This window comes from Leptolyngbya sp. CALU 1928, assembly GCF_056784215.1.
Genome location: NZ_JBXBCE010000001.1, coordinates 138810 through 154389, shown reverse-complemented (window position 1 = coordinate 154389; position 15580 = coordinate 138810). Strand labels below are relative to the sequence as shown.

General features: G+C 40.6%; 10 protein-coding genes. 8 read left to right on the top strand and 2 right to left on the bottom strand.

The features are described from left to right. Window positions 1–700 precede the first annotated feature (700 nt). From AC1S5B_RS00665 to AC1S5B_RS00630, 8 genes are all read left to right on the top strand, one after another. Window positions 701–2014 (top strand): O-antigen ligase family protein, encoded by a 1314-nt coding sequence (locus AC1S5B_RS00665; protein WP_482033794.1) that lies wholly within the window; start codon window positions 701–703, stop codon window positions 2012–2014. 318 nt (window positions 2015–2332) lie between these two features. Then, window positions 2333–3631 carry an oligosaccharide flippase family protein gene (locus AC1S5B_RS00660; protein ID WP_482033793.1) on the top strand — a complete coding sequence of 433 codons (1299 nt, stop codon included), beginning with the start codon at window positions 2333–2335 and terminating at the stop codon, window positions 3629–3631. 85 nt (window positions 3632–3716) lie between these two features. Further along, the gene (locus AC1S5B_RS00655; protein WP_482033792.1) at window positions 3717–4847 is read left to right on the top strand and encodes a Gfo/Idh/MocA family protein; all 1131 of its coding nucleotides are present in this window, start codon (window positions 3717–3719) and stop codon (window positions 4845–4847) included. 101 nt (window positions 4848–4948) lie between these two features. Then, complete coding sequence (locus AC1S5B_RS00650; protein WP_482033791.1) at window positions 4949–5872, top strand: glycosyltransferase family 2 protein; 924 nt, start codon at window positions 4949–4951, stop codon at window positions 5870–5872. A 593-nt stretch (window positions 5873–6465) separates the two neighbouring features. Further along, on the top strand, window positions 6466–7617 hold the full coding sequence (locus AC1S5B_RS00645) for a glycosyltransferase family 4 protein (protein ID WP_482033790.1): 1152 nt from the start codon (window positions 6466–6468) through the stop codon (window positions 7615–7617). A 172-nt stretch (window positions 7618–7789) separates the two neighbouring features. Beyond that, on the top strand, window positions 7790–8935 hold the full coding sequence (locus tag AC1S5B_RS00640) for a glycosyltransferase family 4 protein (protein ID WP_482033789.1): 1146 nt from the start codon (window positions 7790–7792) through the stop codon (window positions 8933–8935). 85 nt (window positions 8936–9020) lie between these two features. After that, the gene (locus AC1S5B_RS00635; RefSeq protein WP_482033788.1) at window positions 9021–10880 is read left to right on the top strand and encodes a glycoside hydrolase family 9 protein; all 1860 of its coding nucleotides are present in this window, start codon (window positions 9021–9023) and stop codon (window positions 10878–10880) included. 107 nt (window positions 10881–10987) lie between these two features. Then, window positions 10988–12220 (top strand): glycosyltransferase family 4 protein, encoded by a 1233-nt coding sequence (locus AC1S5B_RS00630; RefSeq protein WP_482033787.1) that lies wholly within the window; start codon window positions 10988–10990, stop codon window positions 12218–12220. 20 nt (window positions 12221–12240) lie between these two features. Here AC1S5B_RS00630 and AC1S5B_RS00625 read toward each other — a convergent pair whose 3' ends face one another. Together AC1S5B_RS00625 and AC1S5B_RS00620 are read right to left on the bottom strand one after the other, a co-directional pair. Beyond that, on the bottom strand, window positions 12241–13281 hold the full coding sequence (locus AC1S5B_RS00625; RefSeq protein ID WP_482033786.1) for an NAD-dependent epimerase/dehydratase family protein: 1041 nt from the start codon (window positions 13279–13281) through the stop codon (window positions 12241–12243). A gap of 59 nt (window positions 13282–13340) precedes the next feature. Further along, entirely contained in the window at window positions 13341–15542 is a 2202-nt protein-coding gene (locus AC1S5B_RS00620) for a GumC family protein (RefSeq protein ID WP_482033785.1), read from the bottom strand. Window positions 15543–15580: the final 38 nt, after the last annotated feature.

Below are 15580 nucleotides of genomic sequence, written 5' to 3'. Positions count from 1 at the left end.
TAAAGCGAAAGCAATATTTTGATAAGTATCCAATCTAGTAAATCTCATAATCTCTGGTCAACAATGGCTAAAAACCAACTCAACAGTCTACCAAGCTTATTCTTTTCTACCAAGCTTATTCTTTATAGAGTCTAGGGCATACAGGTCGTTGCAGCCGCCAAAATGGCGATCGTTGATAGAAATCCAAGGAAGCGATCGCACGGATGGCGATCGCTTCCTTGTTTCATCATTTTCAGCACAGCAATTAGTCAAAGTTCTGACCACGGAAGAGCCCAATATTTCGCTCGGAGAACGCTTTACACTGAGCTTGCACCTTCCATCAGCAAAAACTTGGATTATCAGTAAAGATACAGTATGTTTGGATGACTGGGCTTAAATCTGTAAAAGCGTATTAACTCCCTTTCATATTCTTTAGAGATCTTGTACTTAGTTAATTTTTTGGAGTGGATTCCAATCACACAAATTCACCCCCGTACCCCAACCCCTTCTCCCAATAAAAAGAGAAGGGGGGCAGATAAAAGTCCCTCTCCCAAAGCGGGAGAGAGATTTAGAGTGAGGGCTGTAAAAGTGGGATGCACCCATTTTTTGTTTAATCTTAAAAACTTTAGATGGTGACTAAGTGCGTAGTCACAAGAACATTGCAGAGATTAGGGGACTAGAAAGGAATAACTTAGCTCGAAGCTAAACTAACAGGATAAACATGATTGTTATCGACAAAGTTAACTTCCCAGTTAAATCATTTAAAAAGGTTCTAGAGTTTTCTGAAATAGCTTTTGTTATTACCTACTTAATTCTGTATGCCGCAGGAGTTGTTGTTCTTTTTCTAATGGGAGGTGCAAGTGAAGGAGAAAAAGGTTCAAGTCAAGAGTTTGATTTTGCGCTTAATCGCCTTCTATTTTTCTTCAATTATTTCATCACTTTATTTTTGCTGATTTTACGGTGGGAGAAAACCCTATGTACCTTAATGTCATGGTCTAATGCGTTATTTTTGCTGTTAGTCGCTTTAGTTCCGCTCTCAGCTCTTTGGTCTGTTGAACCTGGAAAGACTTTGAGTGCCTCAATTGCAATGATCGGCACTTGTTTATTTGGCTTATACTTAGCCAGCAACTACTCTCCTAAGCAACAACTTAAGCTTTTAGGCTGGTCTTTTATAATATCGATTATTCTTAGCTTTCTGTTTGCGATCGCCCTCCGTAAATATGGAGTCATGGCAGGGGTTCATGCAGGCGCTTGGCGCGGCATTTATACTCATAAAAACTGGCTGGGCAGAATGATGGTATTAGCTTCGGGAACATTCTTTTTGCTGGCAAATGATGCTAAGAAATATCATCGAACTCTATGGCTCTTTTTCAGCCTCGCTTTTCTATTGATTCTACTATCTCGTTCAAGTAGTTCATTAATCAATGCTGTACTTGTTGTGTCTGTGGTGTGGGTAAGCCGAATACTTCGTTTTCATACCAAATTATTAATTCCTGTTCTGTTGAGCATAATTGCGGTCGGAGTTGTTCTCTCATTGAGTTCAACTAGTATTGCCGAGGCAGTCGTGGGATCGGTAGGCAAAGATCTTTCCGGCACCGGACGAGCTGATATCTGGCCCTATTCAATTGAGAAAATCTCTCAGCGACCATTCTTAGGCTATGGATTTGCAGTTTTTTGGAATGGTTTAAAAGGAGAATCTGCGATTATTGTTCGCGCTCTAAAGTGGCCAGTCCCAAATTCTCATAATGGTTTTATCGATTTAGGAATAGATCTTGGGCTATTAGGTATTGGATTGTTTGCTGCAAGCTTTTTTCAAGCGCTGATAGGTTCAGTTCTTTGGATCCGTAGAACTCAATCCTGGATTAGCTTATGGTCTCTACTCCTCATGCTCTTTATGATAATGTCCAACCTGACAGAATCTGCTCTCCTAGAGCGCAATTCATTGATTTGGGTAATGTATACGGCTTTAGTGTTCACCCTTTCACTAGAGCAGAGAAGCTTTCAATCTGGCGCTTCAAAGAGCAATGCCCTGTAGATTTAGTCTAGTTTTTCGCACATTAAGATTGTGAAGGAGAATCTTTAAATACCGCATCAATTAAAAAGTTTCATGCAATGCAGTCTATCAATGTCTTTAAAAATCCCCAGGAGGGGGTTAGTATTTGAATCAAAGATGACTCCATTGCCATAATGATTCCTTGCGTGTCAAAACTGTAACTCTTCTACCTGTTGCTGAGCCTTAAAAATATTGTGGTGCAGAACTAATCTCATTAGATTGAAACAGCTCTGGAACTTTAGATCCTGCTCAACATTTTTACGCACCAGTATTAGCATTATGAAGAAATCTCTGTGAGCAATGAATCAATTAAAAAATTTCAAGCAATATATCCTTCAGTTGCTCCAAAAATCATTGGTGCAAGACAGTATATGGATGCTGCTTAGTCAAGGAATAGGAGTTGTCACTCAGGCGACATACTTTATTTTAGTTGCCCGCACGTTGGATATAGCTTCCTATGGAGCATTTATTGGGGTTGCGGCTGTTGCTTCTATCATTTTCCCCTTCGTTGGATTGGGAAGTGCAAATATTCTAATTAAAAATGTCTCTAAAGCAAGAGAGCTATTTGGAGAACAATGGGGCAATACTTTGCTGATTTGTTTTGGCACTAGCATTCCTGCCATTTTAATTATTCTTGCTAGTTCATCTTTTTTATTCCCTGCTAATTTGCCTCTAGCAGCGATCGCCCTTTTGCTAATTGCAGACTTAATCGGTCTTAGACTTTTAGAGATTTCTAGTTCAGCATTTGTCGCAGTCTTTCAAGTGAAACGAGCAGCCCAAATCAAAATGCTCTACAACTTCAGTAAATTAGCTGCTGCGATCGTATTAGTAATGTTCGTTAAAGACCCCAGCATATTAATCTGGTCAGTTTTGTATTGTATTAGTTCAATCTTTCCCGCAACTATTGCATTGCTACTAATTCATTTTTCACTCGATAAACCGATCCCCAACTTGCTCAAGTTTAAGCCAGAGCTAACACAAGGTCTTCTTTTTTCAGTGGATACATCCGCAGGAAATATTAGTTCAAACATAGATAAAGCAATGCTGGCTAATTTGGCAGGCTTGCAAATTGCTGGAGCTTATGGCGCAGGTTATCGTTTTATTGATATCTGCTACTACATCATTTTTGCCATATCTGGGGCAACCTATGCTCGTTTCTTTAAACATGGCGCATCCGGTATCACCGGGAGCTTTGGATTCGCAAAAAAACTACTTCCGGTTGCTGCGATATACGGGATTATTACCTCAGCTAGTTTATTTCTTCTTGCTCCTTTTATCGTGCCGCTGATGTTAGGAAAGGAATACCTTGCTTCCGTAGAAGTGTTGCAATGGCTATCTCCTATTCATCTAATTAGCTACATCCAATTATTAGCAGCAGATGTTTTAACAGGAGCAGGCTTTCAAGGGTATCGGAGTGCCATTCAGGTCACATCCGCTCTTCTAAACCTAGGCTTGAACCTATGGTTGATTCCACTTTTTTCTTGGAAGGGTGCTGCATCTGCAACTCTAACCTCTGAGGCTTTGAAAACTTTAGGATTTTGGCTAGTTATCGCTTTTTTATATCGAAAGCATAATATTATATCCAAACACCCTGAATAGATTGTTTTTTAAGCCTAAAGAGCTATTGTTTTAACGCAAAATTTTACTGGATTAAATCAATCATTATCAATTAGGAGAAAAGTCTTTGAACATTGCCATGATCGGGTGTGGTTTCGTTGCCGACTACTACATCGATACCCTAGCCAATTACCCCCACTTAAAGTTATTAGGGGTGATGGATCGAAATCAAGAACGCGCAGAAAAGTTTTCCACCTTCTACTCCGTTCCGATGTATTCATCGTTGGAAGAAGTTTTAAGTGATTCCCGTATAGATATTGTTTTAAATCTGACGAATCCTAGAAGCCACTTTGAGGTTTCTAAAGCCTGTTTGGAAGCGAATAAACATGTATATTCAGAAAAACCATTAGCAATGAGTTATGAAGAGGCTCAGACACTGGTTGATTTAGAAACAGAGCGAGGATTGTATCTTGCTTCTGCGCCTTGCAGTTTGCTGGGTGAAACGGCTCAGTCTGTCTGGAAAGCATTACGTGAAAACGTAATTGGGCAAGTTCGGTTGGTATATGCCGAGATGGATGATGGGTTTGTTCATCGAATGCCTTATCGAAAGTGGGTAAATGCATCAGGAACACCTTGGCCCTATAAAGATGAATTTGAAGTCGGATGTACGTTAGAACACGCGGGGTATTACCTGACCTGGTTTCCTGCCTTTTTTGGTCCAGCCCAAACAGTGACAGCTTTTTCTTCTTGCTTGGTTCCTGATAAGGAAACAGATGAGCCACTAGACGTGAATGCGCCTGATTTTTCGGTTGCTTGCATAAAATTTGAGTCGGGAGTTGTTGTACGGTTAACTTGTAGTAATATTGCTCCCCACGATCATTCCTTGAAAATTATTGGAGACAAGGGTATCCTTCACGTCCATGACTGTTGGGATTACAAATCGCCTGTACGTATCACCCGCAGATACAATATTCGGCGCAAAACTATCCTGAGTCCTTGGAAGCTAAAATACTCCCTTACTGAAGACAATACCTCGAAGCTAACTCAAAAGGGCGCTCAGAAAATGGACTTTTGTCGGGGAGTGGATGAGTTAGCCTCTGCAATTCTTGAGCAGCGTCCCTGTCGTTTATCGGCTCAATATTCACTTCATGTAAATGAACTAGTTTTAACGATTCAAAATGCGTTTGAAACGGGTAGTTCTTATGTGATGAAATCGTCATTTGAACCAATCTCGCCTATGGATTGGGCTAAAGTTTAGTCAAAGCTTTTACGATGCAATTGGGCTTTAATAATCCTAATAAAGCTTAGACATATTACAGATGCTAAGATTGCCGATCAAATAACCTATTGACAATACCTATGACTGCTCACGACACTTTAGTTTCTATTTGCATTGCAACTTACAAACGTCCAGCAGGATTGAAGCGGCTTATTTTGGGCTTAAATAAGTTAACATTTAGCACTACAGCTCCTCCAAATATAGAAATTATCATTGCAGATAATGACGCGACAGGTTCTGCACGGGCATTCTGTGAGGAAGTGCGATCGCAAATTCGCTGGGATCTTAAATATAGTGTTGAGCCAGAACCAGGGGTAACTCATGCTCGAAATCGAACTATTTCTGATGCTACCGACAATACAAATTTTATTGTCATGATTGATGACGACGAAGTTCCAGATCCCCAGTGGTTAGACCAGCTTTTAAGCGTTCAAGCTGCATTTAGTGCGGATGTTGTAACCGGACCAGTCTATCCCCATTTTGAAGACCCAAATACGCCGGATTGGATCATAAAAGGAAAATTCTTTGAGCCGCATACTTATGAAACTGGTCATCTACTCAATGTTGCCTTTACTAATAACGTTTTGGTTAGAGCAGAATGTTTAAAGGGGATGAATCCAGTATTTGATCAACGTTTTGCTTTCAAGGGTGCTGAAGACTCTTACTTATTCATGAAGTTATCTAGTAGTGGGCATAAAATTGTTTGGGCAAAGCAAGCCATTGTCCACGAATGGATTCCTGCATCTCGCACTGAATTAAACTGGCTTCTTCAACGAAATTTTTGGGGATGGAGTTCTTACAGCCTATTTGAAAAGGAATTTTTTACCTCTACAAAAGGACAAGTAATCCGTGCATTAAAAGGACTTGGATTAATTGTTTTAGGACTATTTAGTTTGCCGTTTTCTTTGTTTAAGGGAAAGTCATCTATTGCCAGGTCGATGATTAATGTATCCCGTGGGCTAGGAACATTTTCAGGGTTAATCGGGCTTCAAGGTCAATGGTAACTAAAGCGCTATCTTATGAGTTAAAGGTATCTAAAACTTAGTGCATTAAATAGGTGTAGTGAGTAATCAAGATTTGATTCTAATCAGAATGTGTTAAAAAGCCAGTAGCTACTATTTAGCTGGGCAATTACAAGTAGTTCTAGGCTAGAAAAATGAGTTTTCTATTCTTAACTCCTTGTATTCCAAAAATAAACGACGTAGGTTGGAAGCAACGGAAAGTTCATTTCCTGAAGGCTTAACTAGCTTGCCAGAAGAGATAGAAAATATTTCAGAATTGCTCAAGATAATCCTTCTTTTGCCTGTCAAATCTGTAATTGTTTGCATACAAACAATTATAAAAAAGCAGAAAAACAACTTTTAGATTCTTTTTTGGTACTAAAGCAATTCAGAGCTTCCTAGATCATCTTAAAACCCAGTTAATTCAACATTAGAAGTCTGATTTTATACAGTAAAATTCTTCTGAATTAATAATTATTGATAGACTTGCAATTTCGGCATAGTATCTCCGATACAGAGTGAAAATTCGGCAGCTAAAGTACACGCAAACCATTTCGTCTGAAAATCACAAGCATCTATCTACACAAGGAAGAATTATGCATCTTATTGCATTAGAGCAAAAACCTTCATCTCAACTAGGTGGTCAAGAGCTCAACTTATATGAGATTACTAATGCTCTTGCTCAACGAGGGCACACCATAACACTGGTGTATTTAGAAGAAGGCGACTTATTAGAGAAATATAAACTCTTCTGTAATTATCTGATTCAGGTTAGACGCTACGGTGTAAAAGAAAAAACAATTTGGAGTTTTCTTCGATTTTCTTTAGGTATGCCAAAAGATCTTCATAAGATTCCTACTTGTAATGATTCAATTATTTTCTGTAATGATCTTTCCTCCGTCTTTTTCGGTTCAATTCTATCTCGATCAAAGAAAATTTCTCTTGTTCATTATATTCAACTACCTGCCTATGAATTCAAATTTAAGTGGCGACCCGGTTTAGCCAAAGTTAATCGTTTTATTGCAGTTTCTAAACAGACTAAAGGCAGTTGGATAAAGCTAGGAATTTCGGAGGCAAAAGCTAGCGTTGTTTACAATGGAATTGATACAAATAAATTTAAACCCTCCGATGACTTTCATGAAACTCGAAGGGAGTTGAAGTTTCCAAATGATGCCATGGTTATTTCTTATGTAGGACGACTCAATCGAGATAAGGGTGTTGAAACTTTGATTGAAGCCATTGCTCTAGTAATCCGACAAGATATTAGAATACATCTATTCATTGCAGGCAATCCTGTATTGTCTCCCCAAGAGGATTCTCCGGAGGCAAGGATTAAATATAAGCAGTCTTTAGAGCAATTAGCAGTCAATTTGGGGATTGGGAAATATGTCCATTTCCTTGGACATGTTTCTAATACGGTTATGCTTTATCAGGCAAGTGATGTAACTGTTGTTCCAAGTGTTTGGCCTGACCCTTGCCCAAGAGTTGTGATTGAAGCATTGGCTACTGGTACTCCTGTTGTTGCAAGCTCAATTGGTGGTATCACTGAACAATTGATGCCAACATTTCAAGAGTGGTTGTTTGAACCAGGAAATTATTTACAACTTTCAGAAATTCTGTTGAGCCTGAGAGACTGGCGATATTCTCAGCCCTCGATTGGTCAAAAATGTAGACAACATATCTTTGACAATTTTAGTTCTCAAAAAATGGTGGATGGCATTGAGAATATCTTACTAGATACAATCTAAAGCTGTGAAGTTGACGTAGGTAGACAGTTGAAATTGATAATATATGATGCCCCAGCCATTCAATTGATGATTACAACATGACTTTCCGATCTTGTTTCTTTCAGGGCTATGACAAAAAACTAGAAACTATCAAAGTCTTTGACCTAGTTGAGCTTATTTACAGAGAATTAAGATGAAGATTTTAACTTTAAATAACTACGATCTTGAATATATTTTGAAGGAGTGGCAATGTGATGGTCAGGCTGCTCACCAAGTCTGGGGAATCACCAAAATGGAAGACTATGAAATTCAGGCATCAATGTTGCCATATAAAAAGTTTAATCTGCTAAAGAAGCTTAGTGAGCGGCTTAAAGTTTTAGGAGATCTTGATCAGGAAATTCGAGTTTTAGCAACGAACCAAGATTACGATCTGATTTATTCAGGACATTACATAACTACTTCATTCCTAGCCTTTTTGCGGAAATTTGGAATTTTAAGAAAGCCAATTGTTGCGATCGCCTTTCAAGCGCCGCGTAAGAGCAACTGGGCAGCCCTTTATGTGAATTTATTCGTGAGTGGAAATGATAAATTAATATGTTTAAGTGAAGGAATTAAAGAGCATTTTGAAGAAGATTTCAATCTCCCGTCCAAGCAATTGGAAGTGATTGAATGGGGATACGATACGGTTTTCCATAAGGCAAAGCCGATGAATCTAGATGAGATCAGACAAAACGGCTATATATTGAGTACAGGTAAATCATTCAGGGATTATAAAACTCTAATTGAAGCTTTTTCTGAATTAGATTATCCGCTGAATATTATTGGCTACAGCAATAACATTCTTGATTCGCTTGAAACTTTACCCGAAAACGTCGAGATTACTATTCCTTATAAGGCAATTTCAGAGGGAGAATATAGCGAAAGCTTACGCTCATCAAGGCTTCCCATAAATGTTAAAACTGTTGAAAAACTACTTACGACAGGTGAAATGTTAAATCAATATAAAAATGCACTAGCTGTTGCTATTCCCTTGGATTTGCCGCTTAACAAGCCTCATAACACTGTAGGGTTATCTAGCTTGTTAGAAGCTATGTGTATGGGTAGAGCGGTTATTACAACCGAAAACAAGGATATGGGCTTTGAACTGGAGAAAGAAGGAATTGGTCTTACGGTTCCACACAAAGATATAAATGCCTGGAGGCAGGCGGTTCAATATTTAATAGATCATCCAGAAGAAGCTCAAGAAATGGGTTTGAGAGGGCGGTATCTAGCAGAAAAAAGATATAACCTGACAAATTTTACTCAGAAAATTGTTCAATGTATGCAGCGTTTAGTTTGAAAAAATTGTTAGGAAACATTGTAAGAGTCCAAATTATCATTCTTAGGATCATTAGGATGTAACGAAGGATTGATAGAAATACCTCATGAAACTTGGAAAGAGATATTTTTTGATAATCGGTGTACTCTTTGCAGCTACATCTCTTCTTGTTGTCCTAAATTGTTTTTTTATTTCGTCACAAGTTGTTTATCGATCGCCATCTGTTTTAGTTGATCAGTTTGGTTATAGACCGCGCGATCAAAAAGTAGCTGTTATTAGAGAAATCAGTCCCTCCCGCAACCAATCTGAAAAATCAGCAACTTATTTTGAAGTTTTTAATGTGAAAACTAGAAAGGTTGTTTATTCGGGTCGTGCTGCTTTATGGAACGAAGGAAAAATTCATTCTCAATCGGGCGATCGCGTTTGGCAATTCAACTTTTCATCTATTCAACAACCTGGTCAATATGTCATCCGATCTAAAATGGGTGAAAAATCGGTTCCATTTGATATTGCTGACAATGTTTACCGCAAAGTTTTGATAGCTGCAACTCGCATGTATTTCTATCAAAGGAGCGGCTTTGCTAAGCGGCTCCCTTATGCAGATGCTCGGTGGCAGGACGAAGCCGCATTTTTAGGGGCCAATCAAGATACCGAAGCGAGATTTGTTAACGATAAGCAAAATGCTAGTCTGGCGAGGGATCTTCGGGGCGGCTGGTTTGACGCGGGAGATACCAATAAATATGTGACATTTGCAGCCTATCCTGTGCAGCAACTACTCCATGCTTATACTCAAAATCCTACTGCTTGGACGGATGATTTCAATCTCCCAGAATCGGGTAATGGCATTCCTGATGTGATTGATGAAATTCGGTTTGAATTGGATTGGCTGCAACGGATGCAAGATGATGATGGTGGAGTATTTATTAAAGTTGGCACACTAGATCATGACTATGCAGAGAAACCTGGCTTAGATAAGCGTCCACGGTTTTACGCGCCCAAATGCTCTTCTGCCACGATCTCGGTTGCCGGGATGTTTTCCCACGCCGCACTAGTTTTTAGAAAATTTCCTGAACTCACTCAATATGCTGATGTTTTGAATCAGAAAGCAAACAAAGCGTGGAAATGGTTTGAATCGCACCCGATAGAAACCAATTGTGATACTCAGGAAATTCAATCTGGGGATGCTGACAAAACAGTTCAAGAGCAGATTGGAGATGCAGTTGCGGCAGCGACTTATCTCTTTGCTTCAACTAACGAAGCTCAGTACACAGACTACATCAAAGAACACCTTGCCGAAACACAACCTTTTTTAGATGATGTTTGGTCGCGTTATCAACCAACCCAAGGGGATGCACTGCTGTTTTATACACAGTTGCCAAATGCAAATAATAGTTTGCGAAAACTGATTATGGAGCGGTTTAGACTACTTATTCAGACCAACTTAAGTGCTTATGGAGATGCTGGAACATTAGATCCCTATCGTGCTTATATGCCCGATGATCAATATCATTGGGGCAGTAATTTTGTCAAGGCAAACTATGGGAACACAAACTACGATGTGTTGATTCACAAAGCTAGCCCTAATTCAGCGCAGCGTTACGCAAATCGGGCATTAGATTCACTCCACTACTTACATGGGGTAAATCCTTTGGGAATTGTCTATCTGACGAATATGTATCAGTCTGGAGCAGAATATTCTGCCAACGAAATGTATCATGAATGGTTTGGCAAAGGAATTTATAGTAACGCATTAACATCGCCTAACGGTCCGGCACCAGGTTACATAACAGGCGGTCCGAATAAGGGCTATACAGGCTCCGCTCCTTTACATCAACAACCCCCAATGAAAGCCTATTTAGATAGCAATGATCCTAAGTTGAAAATGTGGGAAGTGACAGAACCAAGCATTGTTTATCAAGGTGCTTATATCAAGCTCGTTTCAAAGTTTGCTGGGTTAACTAAATGATTTGATTCGATCGCGGATTCATTTCAGAAAGTTAAGAGTAGGAGCTATCTTGATAAATTTCTGCCAAAATAAATTACGGACATCTACGTAATTTTAAGGAAGAGGCTGTGCATGTAGTTGTATTAGAGAAGACCCCATCGTCTCAATTGGGTGGGCAAGAGCTTAACATGTATGAAATTAGTAGTATGCTTGCTCAACGAGGGCATAGTGTGTCGCTGGTCTATCTAGAGGAAGGAGACTTACTACCAAAATACAAACTTTTCTGTAAAAACATCGTTTTAATTGAGCGCTACTCTGTGAAAGAGAAAACAATTCACGCTTATTCTCAGTTCTTACTTGGACTTAGAAACGACGTTAAAAAAATTCCTATCACGGATGATGCGATCATTTTTTGTAACGATTTTTCCTCTATTTTTTTTGGTTCCATTCTAGCTCGCTTAAACAACCTTCCTTTGGTGTATCACGTCTTACTGCCTGCCTGTGAATTTAAATTTAAATGGCGACCTGGGCTTGCTAGAGTTGCTCGTTTTATTGTTTGTTCAAAACAAACTAAAGAGAGTTGGGTAAGACTAGGAGTCCCAGAAACAAAAGCTGAGTTAGTTTATAACGGGGCTAATGTGGAAATATTTCAACCTGCACCCGATCTTGATGCAGTTCGGAAAGAGTTAGGGTTTCCCAATGGTTCCAAGGATGACATGATTGTCTCTTTTATAGGAAGGCTAAACCCGGACAAGGGCGTTGAGGTTGCGATTAAAGCGATCGCCCTAGCAGTTCGCCAGGGTATCAAAATGCATTTATTTATCATAGGGAGTCCTGTGTTAGATCCAAAAGATGACTCTTCTGAAGCACGGATTAAGTATAAACAGTCCCTTGAACAATTAGCGGTTGAGTTGGGTGCCGAAGAATTTATCCATTTCCTTGGACGTGTTTCTAATACCGCGAAGATTCATCAGGCGAGTGATGTAACTGTGGTTCCAAGTATTTGGTCAGATCCTTTTCCAAGAGTTGTGATTGAGTCCTTAGCCGTTGGCACTCCGGTTGTTGCCAGTTCAGTGGGTGGTATTCCTGAACAATTAATGCCCACATTTAAAGACTGGTTATTTGAAGCGGGTGATCATGTGCAGCTTTTAGAAAAACTACTTAGCTTGAAAAACTGGCGATACTCTCGTCCTGATATTGGACAAGGTTGCAGACAGCATATTCTTGATAACTTTAGTTCTCAAAAAATGATGGATAAAATTGAACACATCTTATTAGATGTAGCTAAGAACCAACGAGGTTGTTCTGCAATGAGTAGTCTGAATAATGAATCAGATTTACACCCCGTCAAGCACTATTAATACTTGAGTTTCTACTACTACTATTTGACTGGATATCCCTTCATTTGCAGCCACTCTAATGTGCGATCGCACCCCTCCCCAAAGGATACGATTGGCTCATACCCCAACATTTTTTGGGCTTTTTGATAGGGCAGTTTATATTGACAGTCATATAACCTTGCCATTTCATAATTCAACGGGGGTTGTTGGGGCGATTGAGCAGGTTTTGCTTGTTTGAGTTTACCTAATGTAAGCGATACCACTTCTCCTAACAATTTGGTATTCCGTAATCCTTCCCGCAGACGCTCTTTACTGGTTGGCTGGTAGTTAGCACAGTCAACACTAGGAAGTTGCTCAATTTTAAAGCCGCAGGCATTGGCAAAGGGGGTGTAGAGATCTGCCCAGGTAACTGTTTCGCGATCGCCCGTTAAAAATGCTTGACGATCAATATTTTCAGCAGTTAAAGCGAGGTAAATCTGCTCTATCAAGTTGTCGATATAGACACTGTTGCAAATGCCTTTTCCCTGATTTCCGACATAAGCAGTTCCTGATAGTAAGGCATTCACAAACCCAACTATCCAGCTAGAGCCAGGACCCGTCACAATTCCAGGTCGAATCATTACCACTTCAGTGGTTCCCTGTTCTCGTAATCGTAAGAGTGTCCGTTCTGCTTGCACTTTGGCGTTGTTGTAGGCAGGAAACTGGCGATCGCTCAACACACTTTCTTCATCTGTACCGGGTGTGGGCGCTTGTGCATGTACGGACGCTGTACTGAGGTAAACCAACCGTTTTACCCCAGCTTGGTCAGCAGCTTGGTAAGTAACCTCAGCCGTTTTACGAATAAACCACGGGCTTCCAGCCGCGCAGTGAACCACCACATCGCAGCCTATTAGGGCTGGTTTAAGCGATGAAACATTGGTGGCATCTGCAATGGAAGCCTTAAGTCCAAGTTCATTCAGCGCCATAGCACTTGATGCTGTTCGGACAATTGGACGCACTTCTGCAACAGTCTTCTGGCAAAATATTTGGGTTGCCCAACGACCAATAAACCCACTCGCTCCAACAATTCCGACCGTTAGCATGTTAGCCCCTCCTTGCGTTTAAAGTTGACTTGGAACTTGTGGCTAATTGTTAGATGAGTTTACATTCGAGAGGATTTTGATTTCTCTTTTGACAAGTTAACGGATGGTTGTAGACTTTTACTTTGATAACTCGCGTTGTAGTAAAAGCGGGTGTCTGATTCATTTTTGCTGTCAATCCCATTGATCACCATGCCCAAAACATTTTGATTGGATTTGAGCAGAAATTCTTGGACTGCGATCGCGCTTTTAGAATCAACAACGCCAAGACGAACAACCAACAGCAACCCATCTACCATCTTGCCTAAAACTGCTGCATCCGCAATCCCTGCCAAAGGAGGCGTATCAAACAAAATGACATCGTAGCGATCGCTAAATTCGTCCACTAAAGTCGATAGCCGCTGTGAGTCAAGCAGTGCGATCGGATTGGGAGGAATATCTCCTGAGGTCAAAACCCACAAATTAGGCATCACCTCCTGCACTGCCTCATCTAAGGCAACGCGATCAACAATCAAATTGGTTAGCCCCGCACTGTTGGTCAAACCCCAAGTCGCGTGTTGAGTAGGACATCGCATATCCGCATCCACCAGCAGTACTCGGCGACCTACTTGAGAAATTGCGATCGCCAAATTAGCAGCAACCTCGGATTTCCCTTCTTTGCTCACTGAACTTGTGATCACAATTGTTTTAAGGGGTTTATCTGAACTGACAAATTTCAAGTTTGCCTGAAGCATCTGGTAAGCTTCCGCAGGTAATGCGTGCGAAGCGTCACGCCTTGAAAAGATCAAGCGTGCTTTATCAAATTCTCCTTTGATAGGACTACTAGAATAATTTCCACTAGAGTGACTGTACAGAGGAATCACTCCCAATACGCTGTAACCAAAGCGATCTTTAGCTTGTTTTATGGTTTTAATTGATTGATCGAGCAAGTCAAGGAAGAAAGCAGTTGCAATTCCCAACAACACGCCAGCTACAATGCCCATAGCCAAAATAATTTTCTTTTTAGATGATCCTTGCTCCGGTACTTGAGCAGGCGAAATAACGCGTGCATTCCCAATATTTTGGTTTTCTGCTAGTTGAACTTCCTGCAACCGAGTTAGCAAAGTTTCATAGGTTGATTGGGCTGCTTTGAGTTTGCGCTCTAGTTCTCGCTGAGTTTGATCTAACCGAGGCAACCGCGACATTCTTTCCTGATAAACACGCTGAGTAAAAGCAAGCTCAGAAATGCGCTGTTCAATGCCTCGTTTTGTGGTTTCAGACTTCACAAAATCTGTGATCAAGGTGGACTCTAACTCCCCAATCTGCAAATTACCCGCCCCAACACCATCATTGCTACTGCTGATTTGGCGAATACGGTCTTGGAGTAAGCGTTCTAAAGCATCCACTTGTAGCTCTAAGGTGTTGATAGAAGGACCGCCAACAAAGCGAGTTTTTTGAACGGTTAGTTTCGCTTGAGCAGCCTGAAGAGCGGTTAACGCCTCTCGAACTCCAGGGGATTGACTTAATTTAGTGAATTCAATCGCTTGCTGGGGATTTAATTTAATTTGGTTGCTCAACTGCCGTGAGCGGGCAAGCTCATCTGCTAGTTGTCCTCTTGCCACAGCAATTTGATCATCAAGGTTAGAAATCGTTCTAACAGCAGCTTTGGCTTCCTCATCTAATAGAATGACATTATTTTGCTCTCGAAAACGTCGTAGGTTTGAGTCGGTTTCATCCACAGTCGCTTCTGTTCTAGGCAACTGAGCTTGAATAAATTTGCGAGCGGATGCCGCTTCTGCTCGGTTTGCCTGAACATTGCTACGAATATAAACATCTGCAAGCTTATTGACTACAGCCGCAGCTAGATTCGGATCTCTGTTTTGGTAGCCAATTTGCATTACGTCAGTGCCAACAACACCCTTAACCTGCAACTGACGCGACAACTGTTGAGGGGTCATATCTAGCTTGAGTGACCTTACGACTTCCTGCAAGACTGGGATCGAGCGAACAATCTCCGCTTGGGTATCTAAGGGGTTGTTTTCTAAGGTGAGTGCTTCTAATCGACCAATATCAATATCTTTTGCTAAACCTGTTAGTCCAGGACTACGACTAGTTTTGAACCAGAGCTTCGCCTCTGCCTGATAGACGGTTTCTTGCTTCATCGCCACAAGTGTTGCCAACCCTACCACTAGCCCAAAGACTCCAAGAGCAGGTAACCACCACCGTTTTAAGGTGCACCAATATTGTTTTAGATCGATCTCTATGGATGGCTCTTTAGAGTGCACAACGTTACAAACCTATGAAGGAAGTGAGTGTAAGTAGA